Here is an 18254-nt window from a genome sequence, read left to right on the forward strand (position 1 = left end):
GGGGCCCGCACGTACCGAAGAGTGGTACGTGCGGGCCCGCATGCTGGACAGAACGGCCTGGCTCAGTCCTTCTTGGCCAGGGCGGCCGCCGCGTCCCGGCGCTTGATGGCCAGGTAGCCGACGCCCAGGATGAGCGCCCACACCGGGGCCGCGTAGAGCGAGATCCGGGCAGCGGGGTCGATGCCCATCATCACGATCACCATGCCGATGAAGGCCAGCGCGAAGATCGAGGTGTAGGGGGCGCCGGGAGCCTTGAACTCGGACTCCGGCAGGACGCCGCGGTTCGCAAGGGTCCGGTAGCGCAGCTGCGAGGCGAGGATGACGATCCAGGCCCACATACCGGAGATGGTCGCGAACGAGACGACGTAGTTGAACGCCTCGCCCGGCCACTGGTAGTTGATGTACACACCGAACAGCATCATCGCGACCGAGACGCCGGTGCCCCAGGTGGGCAGGCCGTTCTTGCTGAGCTTGGTGAAGAACTTCGGGCCCTGCCCGTTGAGGGCGAGGTCACGCAGCATCCGGCCGGTGGAGTACATACCGGAGTTGGCGGAGGACAGCGCGGCGGTCAGCACGACGAAGTTCACGATGCCCGCGCCGGCCGGCAGGCCGATCTGCTGGAAGGCGGCGACGAACGGGCTGACACCCGGCTTGAAGGCCGTCCAGCTGACGACCGACAGGATGATGATGAGCGCACCGATGTAGAAGAGGCCGATCCGCCACGGCACGGTGTTGATGGCCTTGGGCAGGACCTTCTTCGGGTTGGTCGCCTCGCCCGCGGTGACGCCGACGAGCTCGACGGCGAGGAAGGCGAACATCACGATCTGCAGCGTCATCAGCGTGCCGCCGATGCCCTTGGGGAAGAAGCCGCCGTCGGACCACAGGAGCGAGAAGGAGGCGGTGTCACCGGCGTCGGAGAAGCCGAGGGTGATCACGCCGAGGCCGATCAGGATCATGCCGATGATCGCGGTGACCTTGACCATCGAGAACCAGAATTCCAGCTCACCGAAGAGCTTTACGGAGATCAGGTTGATACCGAAGAGCGCGACGGTGAAGACCAGTGCCGAGGCCCATTGCGGTATGCCCTCGTTCCAGTACTGCACATAGGTGGCCGCGGCGGTCACTTCCGTGATGCCGGTGACGACCCAGAAAAGCCAGTAGGTCCAGCCGGTCACGAAACCGATGAACGGGCCCAGGAATTCCCGGCCGTACTCGGAGAAGGAGCCGGAGACGGGCCGGTACATGAGCAGTTCGCCCAGGGCCCGCATGATGAAGAAGATGACCAGCCCGACGATGGCATAGGCAAGGATGATGCTCGGCCCGGCCATGGAGATTGCCTTGCCTGCTCCGAGGAACAGGCCGGTGCCGATGGCGCCACCAATGGCAATCATCTGGATCTGGCGGTTTCCCAGACCCCGCTGATAGCCCTCTTCGGGAGCATTTTCAGCGGCCTCGTTGCCGTCGTGCTGCTTGTCGACCTGCACAGAGGTCATGAGTGGTGCGCCTTTCTCCATACCGACCCGGTCTGTCCGGATCGGGTCCCGATCCCCCGGATGGAGTCCTGTTTCGCCGACGGTCGGCCGGCTAGCGCTCCCGCGGCGACAGGGGTGGCGTCACGCGCGGCAGGTCGTGAACATTTATCACGGTCCTACGGAGATCAACTACTCTCGGCGTGGGCCAGTTCACAGAAAAATGGGGACAAAGGGCAAGAGGTGCCGCAAGGCGCACCCGCCAGGTGACGCGATCGTTATCCGGATTTGAGCATCCGCTGAGCGAACACTGGGCAAACATCCGGGGTGATACGGGCGGATATGCCGCCGCATTTCCGCCATCGACACCGATGGCGTCACGCCCTCACCCCGTCAACGACTCGACCAGGGTCTCCTGCAGCCCGCCCAGCCAGAGGTAGGCCATCACCATCGGCTTGCGCGGGTCGGTGTCGGGCAGCCGCAGGAGTTCGCCGCCGTCCTCCTCGTCGGTGACCTCCAGGCGGGTGCCGATGGCGAGCCGGAGGTCGTTGAGGGCGCCGAGCCACCGGCGGCACTCGTCGGGCTTCAGGCGCAGCACCGCGCCCTGGTCGATGCCGGGGCTCAGTGCGTCCAGCGCGCGGACCAGCGCGAGCGCGTCCTCGCGCTTGCGGGTGCGCATGTCGTTCTCGGTGTAGCGGCGGAATTCGGCGGCCGCGGCGCGGACGTCGTCGTCGGGGACGAGGTCGGGGCCGCCGTAGGCGTCGGGGAAGAGGCGGGCCAGGACCGGGTCGGCGGGCGGCTCGCTGGGGCCGTCGTTGAAGATCGAGGCGAGCGGGTCCTCGGACTCGTCGCTCTCGTCCCCCGGGCCGATCAGTTCCATCAGCTGGACGGCGAGGCTGCGCAGGATGGAGATCTCGACCTCGTCGAGGGCGACGGCGGCACCGCCGTCGGGCAGGGGCTCGAAGTGGCCGGCCATCAGCGGCGGTCCTGCTGAAGGGTCGCCCACAGGCCGTAGCCGTGCATCGCCTGCACGTCGCGCTCCATTTCCTCGCGGCTGCCGCTGGAGACGACCGCGCGGCCCTTGTGATGAACGTCGAGCATCAGCTGATGGGCCTTGTCCTTGGAGTAGCCGAAGTACGACTGGAAGACGTACGAGACATAGCTCATGAGGTTCACGGGGTCGTTGTGGACGATCGTCACCCATGGGACGTCGGGTTCGGGAACCTCGAACGGTGCCTCGCTCGACTCGGGACGCTCGATCTCCACTGGGACACTCACACGCCCCATGCTGCCACCCGGGGGCGGGCGGCGCACAAACACCCCTCGGGCGGGTCGCGTCGGGCACCCGCCAGTGAAATCGTCAAAGTGACGAGTAATGGGGGTAGCATCGCTCCCATGAACACAGCAGACCTGGGGCTGCCGGTGGCCGTGCCGTCGACTGCGCTCTTCACCGACCAGTACGAACTCACCATGCTGCAGGCCGCGTTGCGGGCCGGAACCGCGGACCGCCGCTCCGTCTTCGAGGTCTTCACCCGCCGGCTGCCCGAGGGCCGCCGCTACGGCGTGGTCGCCGGCACCGGGCGGGTGCTGGACGCGGTGGAGAACTTCCGCTTCGACGAGACCATCCTCGGCTTTCTGCGCGAGCGCGGCATCCTGGACGAGCCGACGCTCGCATGGCTGGCCGACTACCGCTTCCGCGGGGACATCTGGGGCTACCCGGAGGGCGAGGTCTACTTCCCCGGCTCGCCGATCATGCGGGTCGAGGGCACCTTCGCCGAGGCGGTCCTCCTGGAGACGGTGATCCTCTCGATCCTCAACCACGATTCGGCGGTGGCCGCGGCGGCCTCCCGGATGGCGGTGGCGGCCGGCGGCCGGCCGCTGGTGGAGATGGGCGCCCGCCGCACCCACGAGCTGTCGGCGGTGGCCGCGGCCCGCGCCGCGTACGTCGGCGGCTTCGACACCACCTCGGACCTGGCGGCCGGCTTCCGCTACAACATCCCCACCGTCGGCACCAGCGCGCACGCCTTCACCCTGCTGCACGACAACGAGCGGGACGCCTTCACCGCCCAGGTGGACACCCTGGGCCGCGGCACCACGCTGCTGGTGGACACCTTCGACGTCACCGAGGCGGTCCGCACGGCCGTGGAGGTGGCGGGACCGGGCCTGGGCGCCGTACGGATCGACTCCGGCGACCTGCTGCTGGTCGCCCACCGGGTGCGCCACCAGCTCGACGAACTCGGCGCCAAGAAGACCAGGATCGTGGTGACCAGCGATCTGGACGAGTACGCCATCGCCTCGCTGGCCGCCGCCCCCGTGGACGCGTACGGCGTCGGCACCCAGCTGGTGACCGGCAGCGGCCACCCGACCTGCTCGATGGTCTACAAACTGGTCGCCCGCGCCGACAGCGATGCGCCGGACGCCCCGCTGCGGCCGGTGGCGAAGAAGTCGGTGGGCGGCAAGGTGTCCGTGGGCGGCCGCAAGTGGGCGGCCCGGCGGCTGGACGAGGACGGGGTGGCGGAGGCCGAGGTCCTGGGCACCGGGCCGGTGCCGGACGCGCTGGCCGACCGGCAGCTGCTGGTGCCGTTGGTGCGCGGGGGCGAGGTGGTGGCCCGCGAGCCGCTGGACACCGCCCGCGAGCGGCACATCACCGCCCGCGCCGGGCTGCCGCTCTCGGCGACCCAGCTCTCGCGCGGCGAGGCGGTCATTCCCACCGAGTACGCGTGAAGCGTCGTCCCGTACGTGTGAGCGTCCGGGGCCGGCGGGGGTAAGCCGTTCGGGGCCGGCGGGGGTAGCCGCTCCGCCGGGTGCGGGTGCCGCGCAGCGGTGCGGTCACCCACTCCCGTAATCCGCGTCGAGTGGCTACCCTCGGTCACACCATCACTCCGCGCCCCTCCCCCGATTCCCAGCCGGAAGGCACGCACCATGCACCGGGCATTGATCGTCGTTGATGTGCAGAACGACTTCTGCGAGGGCGGCAGCCTCGCGGTGACGGGAGGTGCGGATGTCGCGGCGGCCATCACCGATCTGGTGGGGCAGGCCGCCGGCGGCTGTTACCGGCACGTGGTGGCCACCCGGGACCATCACATCGACCCGGGTGACCACTTCTCCGACCGCCCCGACTACGTCCACTCCTGGCCGGTGCACTGTGTGGCGGGCACCGAGGGAAGCGGCTTCCATCCGAATTTCGCGCCGGCCGTCGCCTCGGGTGCCGTCGACGCGGTCTTCGACAAGGGCGCCTACACCGCCGCGTACAGCGGTTTCGAGGGTGCGGACGAGAACGGCACCGCGCTGGCGGACTGGCTGCGCGAGCGGGCGGTCACCGAGGTGGACGTGGTCGGTATCGCCACCGACCACTGCGTGCGCGCCACCGCCCTGGACGCGCTCGGCGCCGGGCTGCGCACTCACGTCCTGCTGGATCTGACCGCAGGTGTGGCCGCGGAGACCACCGAGCGGGCACTGGAGGAGCTGCGGGCGGCGGGCGCGGAGCTGACCGGCAAGCCGGTGGTCGGCGGCGGCTGACCGCCCCTGCGGGGCGGCCCGTCCGCGCACGCCGGCCCGCCCGCACCCCGCGGCCCGCGCCCCCTCACACCCCGGAACCGCTGAGTTCTGCCGTCCCGGAACCGCTGAGCTCCGCCGTCGGCGCCCGGAGCAGGGCCCGTATCGGATGCCACGACTCCGTATCGTCCTCCGGGGCCGCGCGCCAGACCAGGCCGTCCGGGTGGTGGAGTACGGCCGTGACCTCGTCCTGGGTCGGTGGCACGGAATTGCCGCGGAGGTAGACGGCCCGCAGTCCGTGGTTGCGCAGCCTGGTCAGGGCGCGCGGGCGGTTTGCGGCGTGGACCAGGACCCGTACGCGGCAGCCGCAGTCGTACGGGCCCGAGAGCGCGCCGTGAGGCGGTCTGGGCAGCGAGAGGGCGACCACCACGCTTCCGCCTGGAAGCCTGATGAAGCCGCCGCCGGTCATTGTCATATCTCCCCCGTGAGACTTCGCGTCAACAAGGAACTCGTAGGACGCATCTAAACGCGAACGGCCGCCACCCGCCAAGGGGTAACGGCCAATTCGCCTCTGACCTGGGGTTTTACCGTTTACTTACCTGCGGGGCCCACTCGGAGCGTCACCCAGGAGCCGTCCTCGCCCTCCTTGGCGATCTTGATCCGGGTGTTGGTGTCAGGAACGATCACGCCGCCGGTCGGGTTCGCCTCGTCGTAGTAGTCACCGTGCCGGTCGTCGAAGAGCGTCACGCCGCGCTTGGACTTGATCTTCGCCTTCTTGCCGTCCTTGTGGAGGGTGAGCGCGTCGGTCCGGTAGCGGGTGAAGGTCGAGTCGTACGACTGGAAGCGGTTGCGCATCAGCTTGCCGTCGGCCCACCGCTCGGCCTTGGGGTGCGCGTCGACGGGGAGGATCTGGCCGTGGCCGGGGTGCTTGCCGACGTTGTTGTCCGGCTGCGAGGTGTCCCAGAGCCAGATCAACACGCCGTTCTGGTACGGGAAGTGCTCGACCCAGCCCGGCTTGGCCGTGGTCCAGCCGAAGTTGTACGGGCCGGACCTGAGGGTCTTGTCGTACGACACGTACTGGCGGTTCTCGACGATGTAGTACTGCGGGTAGTCCTTGGTGAAGGACTCGCCGACGCGCGAAAAGCCGTTGGCGGACCAGCCGTTGTCGCCGTCCTCGGCGTTGTCGGTGAACAGCGGTGTGCCGTCGGCGACCACGCTCAGGCTGTCGGCCGCGAAGCCCTTCTGGGCGGCGCCGCCGTCGGTCTGGTAGCGGAAGCGGACGTCGATCTTCTTGCCCGCGTAGGCGTCCAGCGGGTAGACGAGGTCCTGGTAGGCGGTGACGGTGCCGGTCAGGGCGGGCTTGTCGCCGCCGTCGCGGGGGATGGCCTTGCCGCCCGCGGTGCCGTCGAGGGGCGTCCAGTCCTTGCCGCCGTCGGTGGAGACCTCGGCGTAGAGGTAGTCGTAGTCCTTCTCGATGTCCCACCAGCCCTTGAGGTTCAGGGACGCCTTGGACTTGCCGGTCAGGTCCACGGGCCGGGCGAGGGTGTTCTTGAGGTCGTTGCCCATGCCGCTCCACCACTGGCGGGTGCCTTCGGCGGGCCGGACGATCTCGGTCGTCACCGGCTTGGCGGGCAGTTCGACGACCACGGCCTGCTTGTGGCGGGTGTGGTACTCGGCGACGCCCAGTACGTGGCGGGACTTGGTCGCGGCCTTCGCCTTGCCGTACGTGAGCCAGCCCAGCTGGAGCTTGTCCCAGGCGCTCATGTCGCCGGGCCGGTCGCCGATGGCGTGCTTGCCGGTGCCCAGCCAGGAGCCGGCCGACATCAACGACCAGAAGTCCACGGCGGACTCGCCGGCGCCGGTGGTGTCGTACTCGTCCGGAAGGCCCAGGTCATGGCCGTATTCGTGGGCGAAGACGCCGAGTCCGCCGTTCTCCGGCTGCATGGTGTAGTCGCCGACCCAGATGCCGGTGTCGCCGATCTGCGTGCCGCCGGCCTTGTTCTCGCCGGGTCCGGTTTTGCCGGCGTCGGTGCCGTACGCGTACCAGCGGTGCGCCCAGATGGCGTTGGTCTTCTGGGCGCCGCCGCCCGCGGACTCGTCCTCGCCGGCGTGCACGATCTGGAAGTGGTCGATATAGCCGTCGGGCTCGTTGAAGTTGCCGTCGCCGTCGTGGTCGTAGCGGTCCCACCGGTCGTACTTGGCGAGGTCCGTCCTGATCTCGGCGTCGGTGCGGCCCTTGGCCTTCTGGTCCTTGGCCCACTGGTTGACGCCGTCGCGGATCAGGTCCCAGGCGTTGGCGCAGTTGGTCTGGCCGCAGTAGTTGGAGCCGTAGCGGGCCTCGTTCGCGTCGACCTTGACCCAGTCGGAGACCTCGCCCTCGACGGAGTAGCGGCCCGAGGACTGCCTCTCGTAGTACTTGGCCAGCGACTGCTTCTTCTTGTCGTGCGAGAAGTAGAGGTCCTGGAAGTGCCGTCGGCTGAAGTCCTTCTGCCAGGCCGTGCTGTTGTCCTTGCTGCGGTCCGGCTCGGCTATCCGGTTGTGCGCAGGACCGGGCTCGCCGCCGTACTTCTTCACCGGCGGCTGGGGGCCGTCGCCGTCCGGGTCGAACATCGTGGTGTCGTCGACCGTGTCGCCGAAGTCCACGAGGATCGTGAAGATCTTGTCGGTCTTCTGCCGGGCGAGTTCGACGTAGGTGCCGCGCTCCAGTTGGACGACCTTGGAGCCGCCGCGTTCGGCCGGGCGGGCGCGGCCGGACAGGACCTGTTCGAGTGCCTCCTTGCGCCGGGCCGCCTGCTTGTCGCTGAACGGGCCCTTGAGGTCGTGGTCGACGGCCCGTTCGGGGGCCGGGTCGTGGTTCCTGGTGGCGCGCGTCGGCGGCTGCGGTCCCGGTGTGCCGGCCGCGGCCACCCCGGAAGACAGAACGGCCGCCCCGATCGCGGCGACTGCCGTGGCCAGGGCGGCCGGTCTGAACACCCCTCTGTGGTCTCTCACTTGGCGCTGTCCTCCCCTTCGAGCGGTCACTGTTCGAGGGCATTCGACCGGAAGCGCGGTGAAAAAGACAGATCTTGACTTGCCCATATACGAGAAGTACGTTAACCGGTCCGCAAGTTGTGGCTATCGGACACCGGACGGCGGGGCGGCGCGGCCGCACGGGGAGTCGTTCCGGTCATCGTGCGTCTCTCCTCCGCTCGTTGGTGCATATGCCTCACAGACATGCGCCCCCACCCCGGCCAGGCCCGACGCCCGTCCTTCCGGCTCCTCGCGTAAACCCCGGGCAACTCCGTGCGCCCCCTTGCGCTTCGGTCCCGTGGGTTAGGTCACGCTTACTTGTCGTTCCGCTCGGGCAGTAAGAACCGTAGGCTCGTGTGATGGCGCGCCCTTGACCTCCACCTCCTGCCGACCCTCCGAGGACGGATTCCGCCATGCCTCGTCCGACCGCCGCACAGCTCGTCTACGGTTCGGCCACCGTCTTTCTCTCCACTCTCGCGATGCTGCTGCTGTCGCAGACGGGCACCGGAATCGGGGTCGCGGTCATCGCCCTCGCCGGGCTCGGGCTCGGCCTTCTGGTCGCCATGACGGTCCCGATGCCGGGCATGTCGCGGGTGGTACGCCGCCCCGCCGTACGGGCCGGGGCGCCGGATGCGCCCGCTCCGCTGCGTGCGCTGCCGACGCCGGTCGAGGCCCGTATCAGCGAGCACTCGAGCTGAGCGGACACCGCTGCCCTCAGGCCGTCGAGACCACCACGGTCTTGGCGGCCTTGTCGTGCAGACACTGCTGATACGGCTTGTCCCAGGTGCACCACAGGACGTTGACCAGCCAGAAGACGAAACCGCAGCACGGGATGACCAGCGGCAGCGTATAGACCGCGGCCCGGATCCAGCCCGCCTGGCCGGCCGGCACCGCGCCGTTCGCGAGCATGCCGACCCGGATCTTCATCGCCATTTTGCCGACGGTCTGGCCGCGGCTGGTGAGCATCAGCCCCTCGTAGAGGAGATACGCCAGCATCGTGACGCCCGAGACGGTCGCCTGTTTGCCGGTCTCGACGCTGCTGGTGCTGGTGTAGTCCACCCAGCCGACGATCACGTTCATGATCAGGCTGACCGGTACACCGATGAGGAGCGCATCGATGATCCGCGCGAGGAGCCGGAAGCCGCGGTTGGCCAGCGGCGGCATCCCGGCCAGCGGGTCGGCCGCGCCGTACTCGCCGCCGTACGGGTTGTCGGCGTACGGACTCCCGGACTGCGGGCCGCCGCCCTGGCCGGCCGTACCGGCGTCGCGGGGCGCACCGTAGTGCGGAGAGCCGTTGTAGGGGCCGCCGCCTTCCAGCGGCTCCTGCGGCTCCGATGGTTTCTTCCGGAACGGATCGTTCTCCGGCGGTTCGCCGGAGCCGGGGCCGGGAGGCTGATCGCTGCTCATGGCCCGAGTCGACCTTCTTGGGCGGCCCGCCGCATCCGGCGAAGTCCGTTCGGGGGACGCCCGCCGTGAACAGACCTCGGACGGGCCACGGGGGCGCGTCCGTTCGCCGGACGCGGGTGGTGGCGGGCGACGGCGGGCGGGTGAGGCTCCGTCAGTCCGAGTCGTCCGCCGCGTCCGTGGCCACGAAGGTCCGCGCGATCTTGTCGTGCCAGCACTGCCGCCAGGGCCTGTCGAACACGCACCAGACGGCGTTGAGGATCCCGATCGCCAGGACGCCCAGCACGCTGTAGACGCACCAGCGCTTGACGGCCGCGCCGAGGGTCGGGGTGTCATGGCCCTCGATGTCCAGCACCCGCACCCCGCACACCTTCTTGCCGAGGGTGCGGCCCCACTTGAGGGTCGGCAGGATCTCGTAGAGGCCGCCGCCGATGAGCAGGACGGCCAGCACGGCGGCGAAGACCGGGGTGGTGGTGCCGTCGAGCAGATAGACCGTCACCTGGCGGCCGGACTGCTTGGCCGCCTCCACCTTGGCGTCGAGGTGGTCCGTGACGGTGCCCCACAGGGGGACGGCCACGGCGGCGGTGACCGCGCCGATCACCGCGGAGTCGATCAGCCGGGCGGCGAGGCGGCGGCCCAGTCCGGCCGGGCGCCCCTCGGCCGCCTGCGCGGCCGCGAAGAAGACATCGGCGGCCGGCGGCTTCCAGGGGATGACGCCGTCGGCACCGGGTGCGGCGCCGCCCTGCGGCGGGAAGCCGGCGGGCGGGGCGGACGCCTGCGGGGGCAGGCCCTGGCCGGGGAATCCCTGCTGGGCGGGCGGCTGCTGGGCCGGTCCGCCGTGCTGGGGGGCGTTCTGCTGCGGGACGTTCTGCTGGGGGGCGCCCTGCTGGCGGCCGACGGACGGCAGGGCCTGCGGGGCGGCGTTCCCCGGAGCGGCGGACGGCGCGGCGCCGCCCGGCGGCAGGCGGAACGCCATGGTCTCGTTGCCCTTGGCGGGGGTGCCGGGGCCGGCGGGGTTTCCGCGGCCGCCGGGGTTTCCCGCGTCCGGCCGTACCGCACGGATCGCGGTGGTGCCCTGGTCGGCGGGGGCCCCGCGGCCCGGCTTGACGGCGCGGATCGCGGTGGTGCCCTGGTCGGCGGCGGTCCCGCGGCCGCCCGGCTTGACGGCGCGGATGGCGACCGTCCCGTCGGCGGGTGCCTCGGGCGCGGCGGGCTGGTCGCCGGACTCCGGGGCGCCCTGGTCCCGCTGGGGCGGCACCGCGGCCCAGGAGGCCCCGCCGGAGGGCGTACCGGCGGGAGCCTGGCCGGACTCGGGGGAACCCCAGGAGACCCGGTGGTCGCTCTCGGCGCCGAAGCCGCTCTGCCGGGAGGCGTCGGCCTGCCAGGCGGAGGCCGGTTCCGGGCTCGTGCCGTGCAGCCGCGCGGGGTCGTCCCAGCTCGCGACGGCGGGCTCGGCCGCGAGCTCACTGCTCTGGCGTACGGCCGGTACGGAGGCGCCGCCGGTGTCCTCGTCGAAGAAGACCGGGCCGGTCTCCTCGACGGCGGGCGGCGCGGGGGCCACGCCGGGCGGCGGTGCGGGCATCGCCTCGCCCTCGGCCGGGGCCGGCCGGCTGGTGCCCGGCACCCATGCGGCACCGTTCCAGTACCGGATGTAGCCGGGAATGGACGGGTCCGGGTAGAAGCCTGGCGTAGGGCTGCCGCCGGCGGATCCTGAGGTAGGGGCGCTCATGTCCGAAGTCCCGTATCTGTGCTCGGCCTGGTGGGTGTGGGGTGCAGTCTGCCGCAACGCGGCGTCCACATCTATCAGACCCCGGGGTGCAGCGGTACGGATGCCCGCCCACGACCACCTGGAAGAGGCCCGCGAAAAAAGTTGTGCGAAGTCGTGTAAGCGTCCGGCGGATGGCGCCTCTCTCCCTGTACGGGTGCCGTACCGGACCCGTACAGGGAGCGAAGAGAGGCGAACGCGCAATGCACACCGTGGTGGAACGAGAACTCGAACTGGGTCTGGTCCTGTCGCCGGAGCGCAGCATTCCGGTGCCGGCCCGGCTGACGTACCGGACCGATGACCCCTATGCCGTCCATGTCACCTTTCACGTCGGATCGGATGAGCCCGTCCACTGGACGTTCGCCCGCGAACTGCTCGTCGAGGGCGTCTTCCGGCCGTGCGGCCAGGGGGATGTGCGGGTGTGGCCCATGAAGTCGGCCGGCCGCAGCCTGGTCTGTATGGCGCTGACCTCGCCGGACGGCGATGCGCTGCTGGAGGCCTCGGCCGCGGCGGTCTCGGCGTGGCTGGAGCGGACCCTGCGGGTGGTGCCGCCCGGCTCCGAGCAGGGGCATCTGGGCATCGACAAAGGGCTGAGCGAACTGCTGGCCATGGCGCCGCGGGACGAGGCGGGGCGGGGCGATGCGTGGGTGTCGGAGGAGTTTCCCGAGGCGGGGGCGTAGCGGGTGCCGGGTTCAGCCCCGGTACGCCTCCAGCAGCCGCAGCCACACCTCGCTGATCGTCGGGTAGGCGGGCACCGCGTGCCAGAGCCGCTCGACGGGGACCTCGGCGACGACGGCGACCGTTGCCGAGTGGAGGAGTTCGCCGACGCCGGGGCCGACGAAGGTGGCGCCGAGCAGGACCTCGCGGTCCAGGTCGACGATGATGCGGGCGCGGCCGCGGTAGCCGTCGGCGTACAGGGAGGCGCCGGCGACGGCGCCCAGGTTCTGGTCGATGACGCGGATGCGGTGGCCGGCGCGTTCGGCCTCGGCGGCGGTCGGGCCGACGGAGGCGGCTTCGGGGTCGCTGAAGACGACCTGGGGGACGGCGGCGGTGTCGGCGGTGGCGGCGTGGGCGCCCCAGGGGCCGTGGTCGAGGAGGGGGACCTTGCGGGCGCGGGCGACGATGGCGGCGCCGGCGATGCGGGCCTGGTATTTGCCCTGGTGGGTCAGGAGGGCGCGGTGGTTGACGTCGCCGACGCCGTAGAGCCAGTCGCCCGGTACGTCACTCACCCGGCAGCTGTCGTCGACCTGGAGCCAGGAGCCGGGTTCGAGGCCGATGGTGCCCAGGCCCAGGTCGTCGGTGCGCGGGGCGCGGCCGGTGGCGATGAGCAGTTCGTCGGCGATGATCTCGTCGCCGCTGTCCAGGAGGACGGTCACGGGGCCGCCGGGTGCCTCACGGCGGACCTCGGTGACTTCGACCCCCGTCCGCAGGAACACGCCCGCCTCGGCGAGCGATTCGGCGACGAGGTGCCCGGCGAACGGCTCCATACGGGGCAGCAGTCCGTCGCCGCGGACGAGGAGCGTCACCGAGGCGCCCAGGGCCCGCCAGGCGGTGGCCATCTCCACGCCCACGACGCCGCCGCCGACGACCACGAGGCGGCCCGGCACGGTCTTGGCGCTGGTGGCGTTGCGGCTGGTCCAGGGCTTGGCGTCGGCCAGTCCGGGGATGGCAGGGAGGACCGGGCGGCTGCCGGTGCACACCGCGACCGCGTGCCGCGCGCCGAGGATCCGGCCGTCGACGGACACCCGGCGGGGGCCGGCCAGCCGGCCATGCCCCCGTACGAGATCGATACCGGCCGACTCCAGCCAGCGGACCTGCCCGTCGTCCTTCCAGTACGAGGCGAAGGCATCGCGGTGGGCGAGGACGGCGGGTGCGTCGAGGGGGCCGGCCGCCGCGTCGGCGAGGCCGGGGACGCGGCGCGCCTCGGAGCGGGCGGTGACCGGGCGCAGCAGGGCCTTGCTGGGCATACAGGCCCAGTAGGAGCATTCGCCGCCGACCAGTTCGCTCTCCACGATGGCCACGCTCAGTCCGGCGGCGTGGGCGCGGTCGGCGACGTTCTCGCCGGTGGGCCCTGCCCCCAGCACCAGGACGTCGTAGGTCGCGTCGGCGGCTTCGCCGGCTCGGGTCGCTTCGGTGGCTGCCATCGGCTCGTCGCTCTCCGTGCGTGGGCGGGACGGCCCGGCGGGCCCTTGGAGCCATCCTCGGCCCGGCGGGCCGTCAGCGCATCCGGCGTTCGACCGCTTCCTTGGCCTCGGCGAGCCCGGCGCCGGTCAGTTCGCGGTACACCTTGATCGCGTGGATGGTCTTGCCCTGGGCCAGCAGCTCGTCGATCTCCTTGAAGGCGGCGTTGCCGACCGGGTCGGCCGGGTCCTCGACACGGTGGTGCTCCAGCAGCAGGTCGACCTTGCGCTCCAGGCGCTGGAGCCGGCGGTCCACGGCCTTGGAGCGGCGGTCGGTGGCCGAGGCGACCATGCCGATGGCGAGCACGACGAGGGCTATTCCGGGGATGAGGGATTCCACAGCGGAATCCTACAGAAGCGGTGCGAGAGCTGTGCCGGGCTGCTGCCCGCCGCTCCTGCCGCCGCCGGCCGTCCCGTCACCCCGTCAGGGATGAGGGATTCCGTGACTCCACCCGCTCGTAGACGCGCGGGCTTCCTGGTTCGCCGGCCATGCAGCGTCGCAGCGGACCAGCCCGGCCCTGTGCAGCACGTTCAGTGCGCCGACGTGGTCCGCGTTCGCGAGGAACCCGCACTTGACACAAGCGAATTGCGCTTGGGTGATGCGGTTCTCCTTCGCGACGTGCCCGCAGTCGGGGCATGTGCGGGAAGTGTTGCGGGCGTCCACGGGGATCACTCGGCGACCGGCGCTCTCAGCCTTGTTCGCCAGGATTCCCAGGAACAGCCCCCAACCCGCATCCAGGATGCATCGGTTCAGCCCAGCCTTCGCCGCGGCCCGTTCACAAGGAACGTGCCTTCGTTCGTGGGGTCGGGCTTGGGCTTCGGGGTGCGGGTCATGCCCGCTGTGTTCAGCTTTTCGTGTGCGATCACGTCGTGGTCGCGGACCAGGTTGTTCGCGGTCTTGTGAGGGTGGTCCAGGCGCCGGCGCCGGATCTTGGCATGCAGCTTGGCAACCTTCCGTGCCGCAGCCCGGTGCTTCTTCGTACGCTTGCGGGTGCGCTGGGGGTGGACGGCCAGGATGCGCTGGGCCTCGGCGAGCTTGTCGGCCCTCGCGTGAAAGAAGCGAGGGTTCGGGGCATGCTCGCCGTTGGATGACACCGTGGAGCCGTAGGCGGGTCTGGGGGTCGTGCGGGGTGGAGTCCCAGCGGCAGCCGTCTCCGTCCTTGGGGAACTCCACCGTGTCGAAGTGCCCGACACCCTTGAACCGGGGACAGCCGGGCATCTCGCCGGCCTTCACACGCCGGAAGAACGCCGCGAACGCCTTGTTCAACCGGCGCAAGGTGGCCTGCCGGCTGGAGAAGGACCAGCGGCCCTGCCGCTCGGGATCGAAGGTACGGATCTCCTTGAGCTGGGCCGACTGCTGCCCGTACCGAACCGAGGTCTTCGAGGAGTGCCGCCAGGCATCCCGACGCTCCTGCAAGGCGCCGTTGTACAGCGGGCAGTGATCCCGCAGCATCTCGCGAAGAGCCTGCTCCTGGCGAACGGTGGGCCGCAGCAGGAACTTGTACGTGCGCCTCACCCGGACCCCCCTCAGTCGATGTATTCAACGTAGCGCGGGCCACTGACAACAATGCTGGCCCGTGCAGAAAGCGGAGGTCGGAACGGTGAAAGAGAAGCGATTGGCGGAACTCTACGAGGGAGGGGCAAGGGCGGGGAGGGGACGAGAGGAGGCAGGCGAGGGCCCTGTGGGCCCTAGAACACCTTGCCCGGGTTGAGGATCCCCAGCGGGTCGAAGACATCCTTGATGCCGCGGTGCAACTCCAGTCCCACCGGGCCCAGTTCGCGGGCCAGCCACTCCTTCTTCAGGACGCCGACGCCGTGTTCGCCGGTGATGGTGCCGCCCAGTTGGAGGCCGAGGGCCATGATGTCGTCGAAGGATTCGCGGGCGCGGCGCTCCTCGTCCTTGTCGGCCGGGTCGAAGCAGACCAGGGGGTGGGTGTTGCCGTCCCCGGCGTGGGCGCAGACGCCGATGGTCAGGCCGTACTTCTCGGCGATGGCGGTGGTGCCTTCGAGCATGGCGGCGAGCTGGGAGCGCGGGACGCACACGTCGTCGATCAGCATGGCGGGCTTGATCCGCTCCAGGGCCGTGAAGGCGAGCCGGCGGGCCTGGAGCAGCAGCTCGGACTCGGCGGCGCCCTCGGCGGGGACGACCTGGGTGGCTCCGGCCTCCTCGCACAGCGCGCCGACGGCGGCGAGGTCGGCGGCCGGGTCGGGGGTGTCGAAGGCGGCGAGCAGGAGGACCTCGGTGGTCTCGGGCAGGCCCATCTGGGTCATGTCGTTGACGGCGCGGATGCTGGTGCGGTCCATCAGCTCCAGGAGCGAAGGGGCGTGGCCGCGGGCCATGATCTCGGAGACGGCCCGGCCGGCCGCGGTCACGGAGGCGAACTCGGCGACGAGGGCGAGCTGTTGGGGCGGGCTGGGCCGCAGGGCCAGGGTGGCGCGTACGACGACGCCGAGGCTGCCCTCGGAGCCCACGAAGAGGCGGGTGAGGTCATAGCCCGCGACGCCCTTGGCGGTGCGGCGGCCGGTCGTCAGGAGGCGGCCGTCGGCGAGGACGACGTCCAGGCCGAGGACGTACTCCGCGGTGACGCCGTACTTGACGCAGCACAGGCCGCCGGCGGCGGTGCCGATGTTGCCGCCGATGGTGCACATTTCCCAACTGGAGGGATCCGGCGGGTAGGAGAGGCCGTGTTCGTTGACGGCGCGGGAGAGGACGGCGTTGATGACGCCGGGCTCGACGACCGCGAGCCGGTCGACGGGGTTGATCTCCAGGATGCGGTCCATCTTGACCAGGGAGAGCACTATGCAGCCCTCGGTGGCGTTGGCGGCCCCCGACACCCCCGTCCGCGCGCCCTGCGGGACGACGGGGACGCGCAGCTCGGTGGCCGTCCGCATGACGTGCTGGACCTGTTCGACGGTGCGCGGCAGGACGACGACGGCGGGCGTGCCCGCGTCGCAGAAGTTGGCCGTGTCGTGGGCGTAGGAGCCGGTGACATCGGGGTCGGTGAGCACCGCGTCCTCGGGGAGGACGGCGCGCAGTCGTGTCGTGAGGTCCTTGGGGTCCATGCGGTCAGCCTCGCATCCGTGGGCCGTACACGGAAGATCGTGTACGGCCCGGGACGGGGGCGCCTCCCCCGGCCTTCAGGACTGTGGGGGGAGGCCGGCGGTCAGAGGTTGCCGCGCTTGTCCTGCTCCCGCTCGATCGCCTCGAAGAGGGCCTTGAAGTTGCCCTTGCCGAAGCCCAGGGAGCCGTGCCGCTCGATCATCTCGAAGAAGACGGTCGGGCGGTCCTGGACCGGCTTGGTGAAGATCTGCAGGAGATAGCCGTCCTCGTCGCGGTCGGCGAGGATCTTCAGCTCGCGCAGTTCGTCGAGGGGCACGCGGGTGTCGCCCACCCACTCGCCGAGGGTGTCGTAGTAGGAGTCGGGCACGTTGAGGAATTCGACGCCGGCGGCGCGCATCTGTCGGACGGTGGCGACGATGTCGTTGGTGGCGAGGGCGATGTGCTGGACGCCCGGGCCGCCGTAGAACTCGAGGTACTCGTCGATCTGCGACTTCTTCTTGGCGATCGCCGGCTCGTTGATCGGGAACTTGACCTTCTTGGTGCCGTCGGCGACGACCTTGGACATCAGGGCGGAGTACTCGGTGGCGATGTCGTCGCCGACGAACTCCTTCATGTTGGTGAAGCCCATGACGTTGTTGTAGAAGGCCACCCACTCGTTCATCCGGCCGAGTTCGACGTTGCCGACGCAGTGGTCGACGGCCTGGAAGAACCTCTTCTTCGGCGGCTCGACCACGGGCGTGGCGGCGACGAAGCCGGGCAGGTAGGGGCCGTCGTAGCCGGTGCGCTCGACGAGGGTGTGGCGGGTTTCGCCGTAGGTGGCGATGGCGGCCAGGACGACGGTGCCGTGCTCGTCCTTGGCCTCGTGGGGCTCGGTCAGGCCGGTGGCGCCGTGCTCGACGGCGTAGGCGTAGGCGGCGCGGGCGTCGGGGACCTCGATGGCCAGGTCGATGACGCCGTCGCCGTGGGTGGCGACATGGTCGGCGAGGAAGCGGCCCCAGTCGGTGGTCGGCTTGACGACGGAGGTGAACACGAAGCGGGCGCCGCCGGATTCGAGGACGTAACTGGCCGTCTCCCGGCTGCCGTTCTCCGGTCCGCAGTAGGCGACGCGGGTCATGCCGAAGGCGGTGGAGTAGTAGTGGGCGGCCTGCTTGGCATTGCCCACGGCGAAGACGACCGCGTCCATCCCCTTGACCGGGAAGGGGTCCGCCTGTCGGGCCGAGCCGGGGATGGTGGGCTTGGTGTGCATCGTGGTGTCTGCCATGGCGGCAGACTCCCTCCGATCCACAAGGTGCGCAATAGTTTCCGTATGCGATGGGCATTGTGTATAGCAGTGCGGCGCAGCAGCCGGGCTATCTGCACATGATGACCAAGAAAATCGGAGGCGTGGGCGATGGCGATCGATCATTTGGACGGGGCGCTGCTGGAGCTGCTGGCGCAGGAGCCGCGGATCGGGGTCCTGGAGGCGTCGCGGCGGCTGGGGGTGGCGCGCGGGACGGTGCAGGCGCGCCTGGACCGGCTTCAGTCCAATGGAGTGATCAGGGGTTTCGGGCCGGACGTGGACCCGGCCGCGCTCGGCTATCCGGTGACCGCTTTCGCCACGCTGGAGATCAAACAGGGTCAAGGCAGCGACATCCGCGCGCACTTGGCGACCGTTCCCGAAGTGCTGGAGCTGCATACAACGACGGGACATGGGGACATGCTCTGCAGGCTGGTCGCGCGGTCCAACGCGGATCTGCAGCGTGTGATCGACCTGGTTGTAGGTTTTGATGGCATTGTGCGGGCTTCGACGGCAATCGTCATGGAAAATCCGGTTCCACTGCGCATCATCCCCCTGGTGAAGCAGGCAGCGGGGGACTGACCAAGGAGAGCGC

The 18254-nt window shown here is 70.3% G+C and carries 16 protein-coding genes and 1 pseudogene; 5 read left to right on the forward strand and 12 right to left on the reverse strand.

All coding sequences use genetic code 11. The annotated features are described in order from the left end of the window. Window positions 1-62: 62 nt before the first annotated feature. The 3 genes from AB0D04_RS17230 to clpS form a co-directional block, all read right to left on the reverse strand. A complete protein-coding gene (locus tag AB0D04_RS17230) occupies window positions 63-1493 on the reverse strand; it encodes an amino acid permease (RefSeq protein WP_362703593.1) in 1431 nt (476 codons plus the stop codon). A gap of 361 nt (window positions 1494-1854) precedes the next feature. Next, a complete protein-coding gene (locus AB0D04_RS17235; protein ID WP_362703594.1) occupies window positions 1855-2445 on the reverse strand; it encodes a DUF2017 domain-containing protein in 591 nt (196 codons plus the stop codon). After that, complete coding sequence (clpS, locus tag AB0D04_RS17240) at window positions 2445-2756, reverse strand: ATP-dependent Clp protease adapter ClpS (RefSeq protein ID WP_362703597.1); 312 nt, start codon at window positions 2754-2756, stop codon at window positions 2445-2447. The genes AB0D04_RS17235 and clpS overlap by 1 nt, the downstream gene beginning before the upstream one ends. Before the next feature lie 108 nt (window positions 2757-2864). Here clpS and AB0D04_RS17245 point away from each other — a divergent pair, with 108 nt between their 5' ends. Beyond that, window positions 2865-4193: a nicotinate phosphoribosyltransferase gene (locus AB0D04_RS17245; protein ID WP_362703600.1), complete on the forward strand. Its 1329-nt coding sequence runs from the start codon at window positions 2865-2867 to the stop codon at window positions 4191-4193. A gap of 198 nt (window positions 4194-4391) precedes the next feature. Continuing rightward, window positions 4392-4988 (forward strand): isochorismatase family protein, encoded by a 597-nt coding sequence (locus tag AB0D04_RS17250; RefSeq protein WP_362703602.1) that lies wholly within the window; start codon window positions 4392-4394, stop codon window positions 4986-4988. Window positions 4989-5052: 64 nt separating this feature from the next. Here AB0D04_RS17250 and AB0D04_RS17255 read toward each other — a convergent pair whose 3' ends face one another. Together AB0D04_RS17255 and AB0D04_RS17260 are read right to left on the reverse strand one after the other, a co-directional pair. After that, on the reverse strand, window positions 5053-5433 hold the full coding sequence (locus AB0D04_RS17255; RefSeq protein ID WP_362703685.1) for a hypothetical protein: 381 nt from the start codon (window positions 5431-5433) through the stop codon (window positions 5053-5055). A 122-nt stretch (window positions 5434-5555) separates the two neighbouring features. Continuing rightward, entirely contained in the window at window positions 5556-7955 is a 2400-nt protein-coding gene (locus AB0D04_RS17260; protein ID WP_362703605.1) for an immune inhibitor A domain-containing protein, read from the reverse strand. A 431-nt stretch (window positions 7956-8386) separates the two neighbouring features. Between AB0D04_RS17260 and AB0D04_RS17265 the strand changes: the two genes are divergently transcribed. After that, entirely contained in the window at window positions 8387-8671 is a 285-nt protein-coding gene (locus AB0D04_RS17265; protein WP_362703607.1) for a hypothetical protein, read from the forward strand. Between the two features lie 16 nt (window positions 8672-8687). Here AB0D04_RS17265 and AB0D04_RS17270 read toward each other — a convergent pair whose 3' ends face one another. Together AB0D04_RS17270 and AB0D04_RS17275 are read right to left on the reverse strand one after the other, a co-directional pair. Continuing rightward, window positions 8688-9380 carry an RDD family protein gene (locus tag AB0D04_RS17270; RefSeq protein ID WP_362703610.1) on the reverse strand — a complete coding sequence of 231 codons (693 nt, stop codon included), beginning with the start codon at window positions 9378-9380 and terminating at the stop codon, window positions 8688-8690. A gap of 151 nt (window positions 9381-9531) precedes the next feature. Then, window positions 9532-11106, reverse strand: coding sequence for an RDD family protein (locus AB0D04_RS17275; protein ID WP_362703613.1), 1575 nt, complete (start codon window positions 11104-11106; stop codon window positions 9532-9534). 239 nt (window positions 11107-11345) lie between these two features. Between AB0D04_RS17275 and AB0D04_RS17280 the strand changes: the two genes are divergently transcribed. Beyond that, window positions 11346-11822, forward strand: coding sequence for an SsgA family sporulation/cell division regulator (locus AB0D04_RS17280; protein WP_362703615.1), 477 nt, complete (start codon window positions 11346-11348; stop codon window positions 11820-11822). Window positions 11823-11834: 12 nt separating this feature from the next. Here the strand turns inward: AB0D04_RS17280 and AB0D04_RS17285 are convergent, their stop codons facing one another. The 5 genes and pseudogenes from AB0D04_RS17285 to hppD all read right to left on the reverse strand — a co-directional run bounded on the left by AB0D04_RS17285 (window position 11835) and on the right by hppD (window position 17644). Further along, window positions 11835-13286, reverse strand: coding sequence for an NAD(P)/FAD-dependent oxidoreductase (locus tag AB0D04_RS17285; protein WP_362703618.1), 1452 nt, complete (start codon window positions 13284-13286; stop codon window positions 11835-11837). 73 nt (window positions 13287-13359) lie between these two features. Beyond that, window positions 13360-13662 carry a hypothetical protein gene (locus AB0D04_RS17290; RefSeq protein WP_362703620.1) on the reverse strand — a complete coding sequence of 101 codons (303 nt, stop codon included), beginning with the start codon at window positions 13660-13662 and terminating at the stop codon, window positions 13360-13362. 84 nt (window positions 13663-13746) lie between these two features. Then, window positions 13747-14838, reverse strand: a pseudogene (locus AB0D04_RS17295) (transposase). A gap of 173 nt (window positions 14839-15011) precedes the next feature. Continuing rightward, a complete protein-coding gene (locus tag AB0D04_RS17300; RefSeq protein ID WP_362703623.1) occupies window positions 15012-16385 on the reverse strand; it encodes an FAD-linked oxidase C-terminal domain-containing protein in 1374 nt (457 codons plus the stop codon). 101 nt (window positions 16386-16486) lie between these two features. Further along, window positions 16487-17644, reverse strand: coding sequence for a 4-hydroxyphenylpyruvate dioxygenase (hppD, locus tag AB0D04_RS17305; RefSeq protein ID WP_362703626.1), 1158 nt, complete (start codon window positions 17642-17644; stop codon window positions 16487-16489). A gap of 129 nt (window positions 17645-17773) precedes the next feature. Between hppD and AB0D04_RS17310 the strand changes: the two genes are divergently transcribed. Next, window positions 17774-18241, forward strand: coding sequence for an Lrp/AsnC family transcriptional regulator (locus AB0D04_RS17310; protein WP_362703628.1), 468 nt, complete (start codon window positions 17774-17776; stop codon window positions 18239-18241). Window positions 18242-18254: the final 13 nt, after the last annotated feature.

It is taken from the genome of Streptomyces sp. NPDC048483, from assembly GCF_040651455.1.
Lineage (GTDB): Bacteria > Actinomycetota > Actinomycetes > Streptomycetales > Streptomycetaceae > Streptomyces.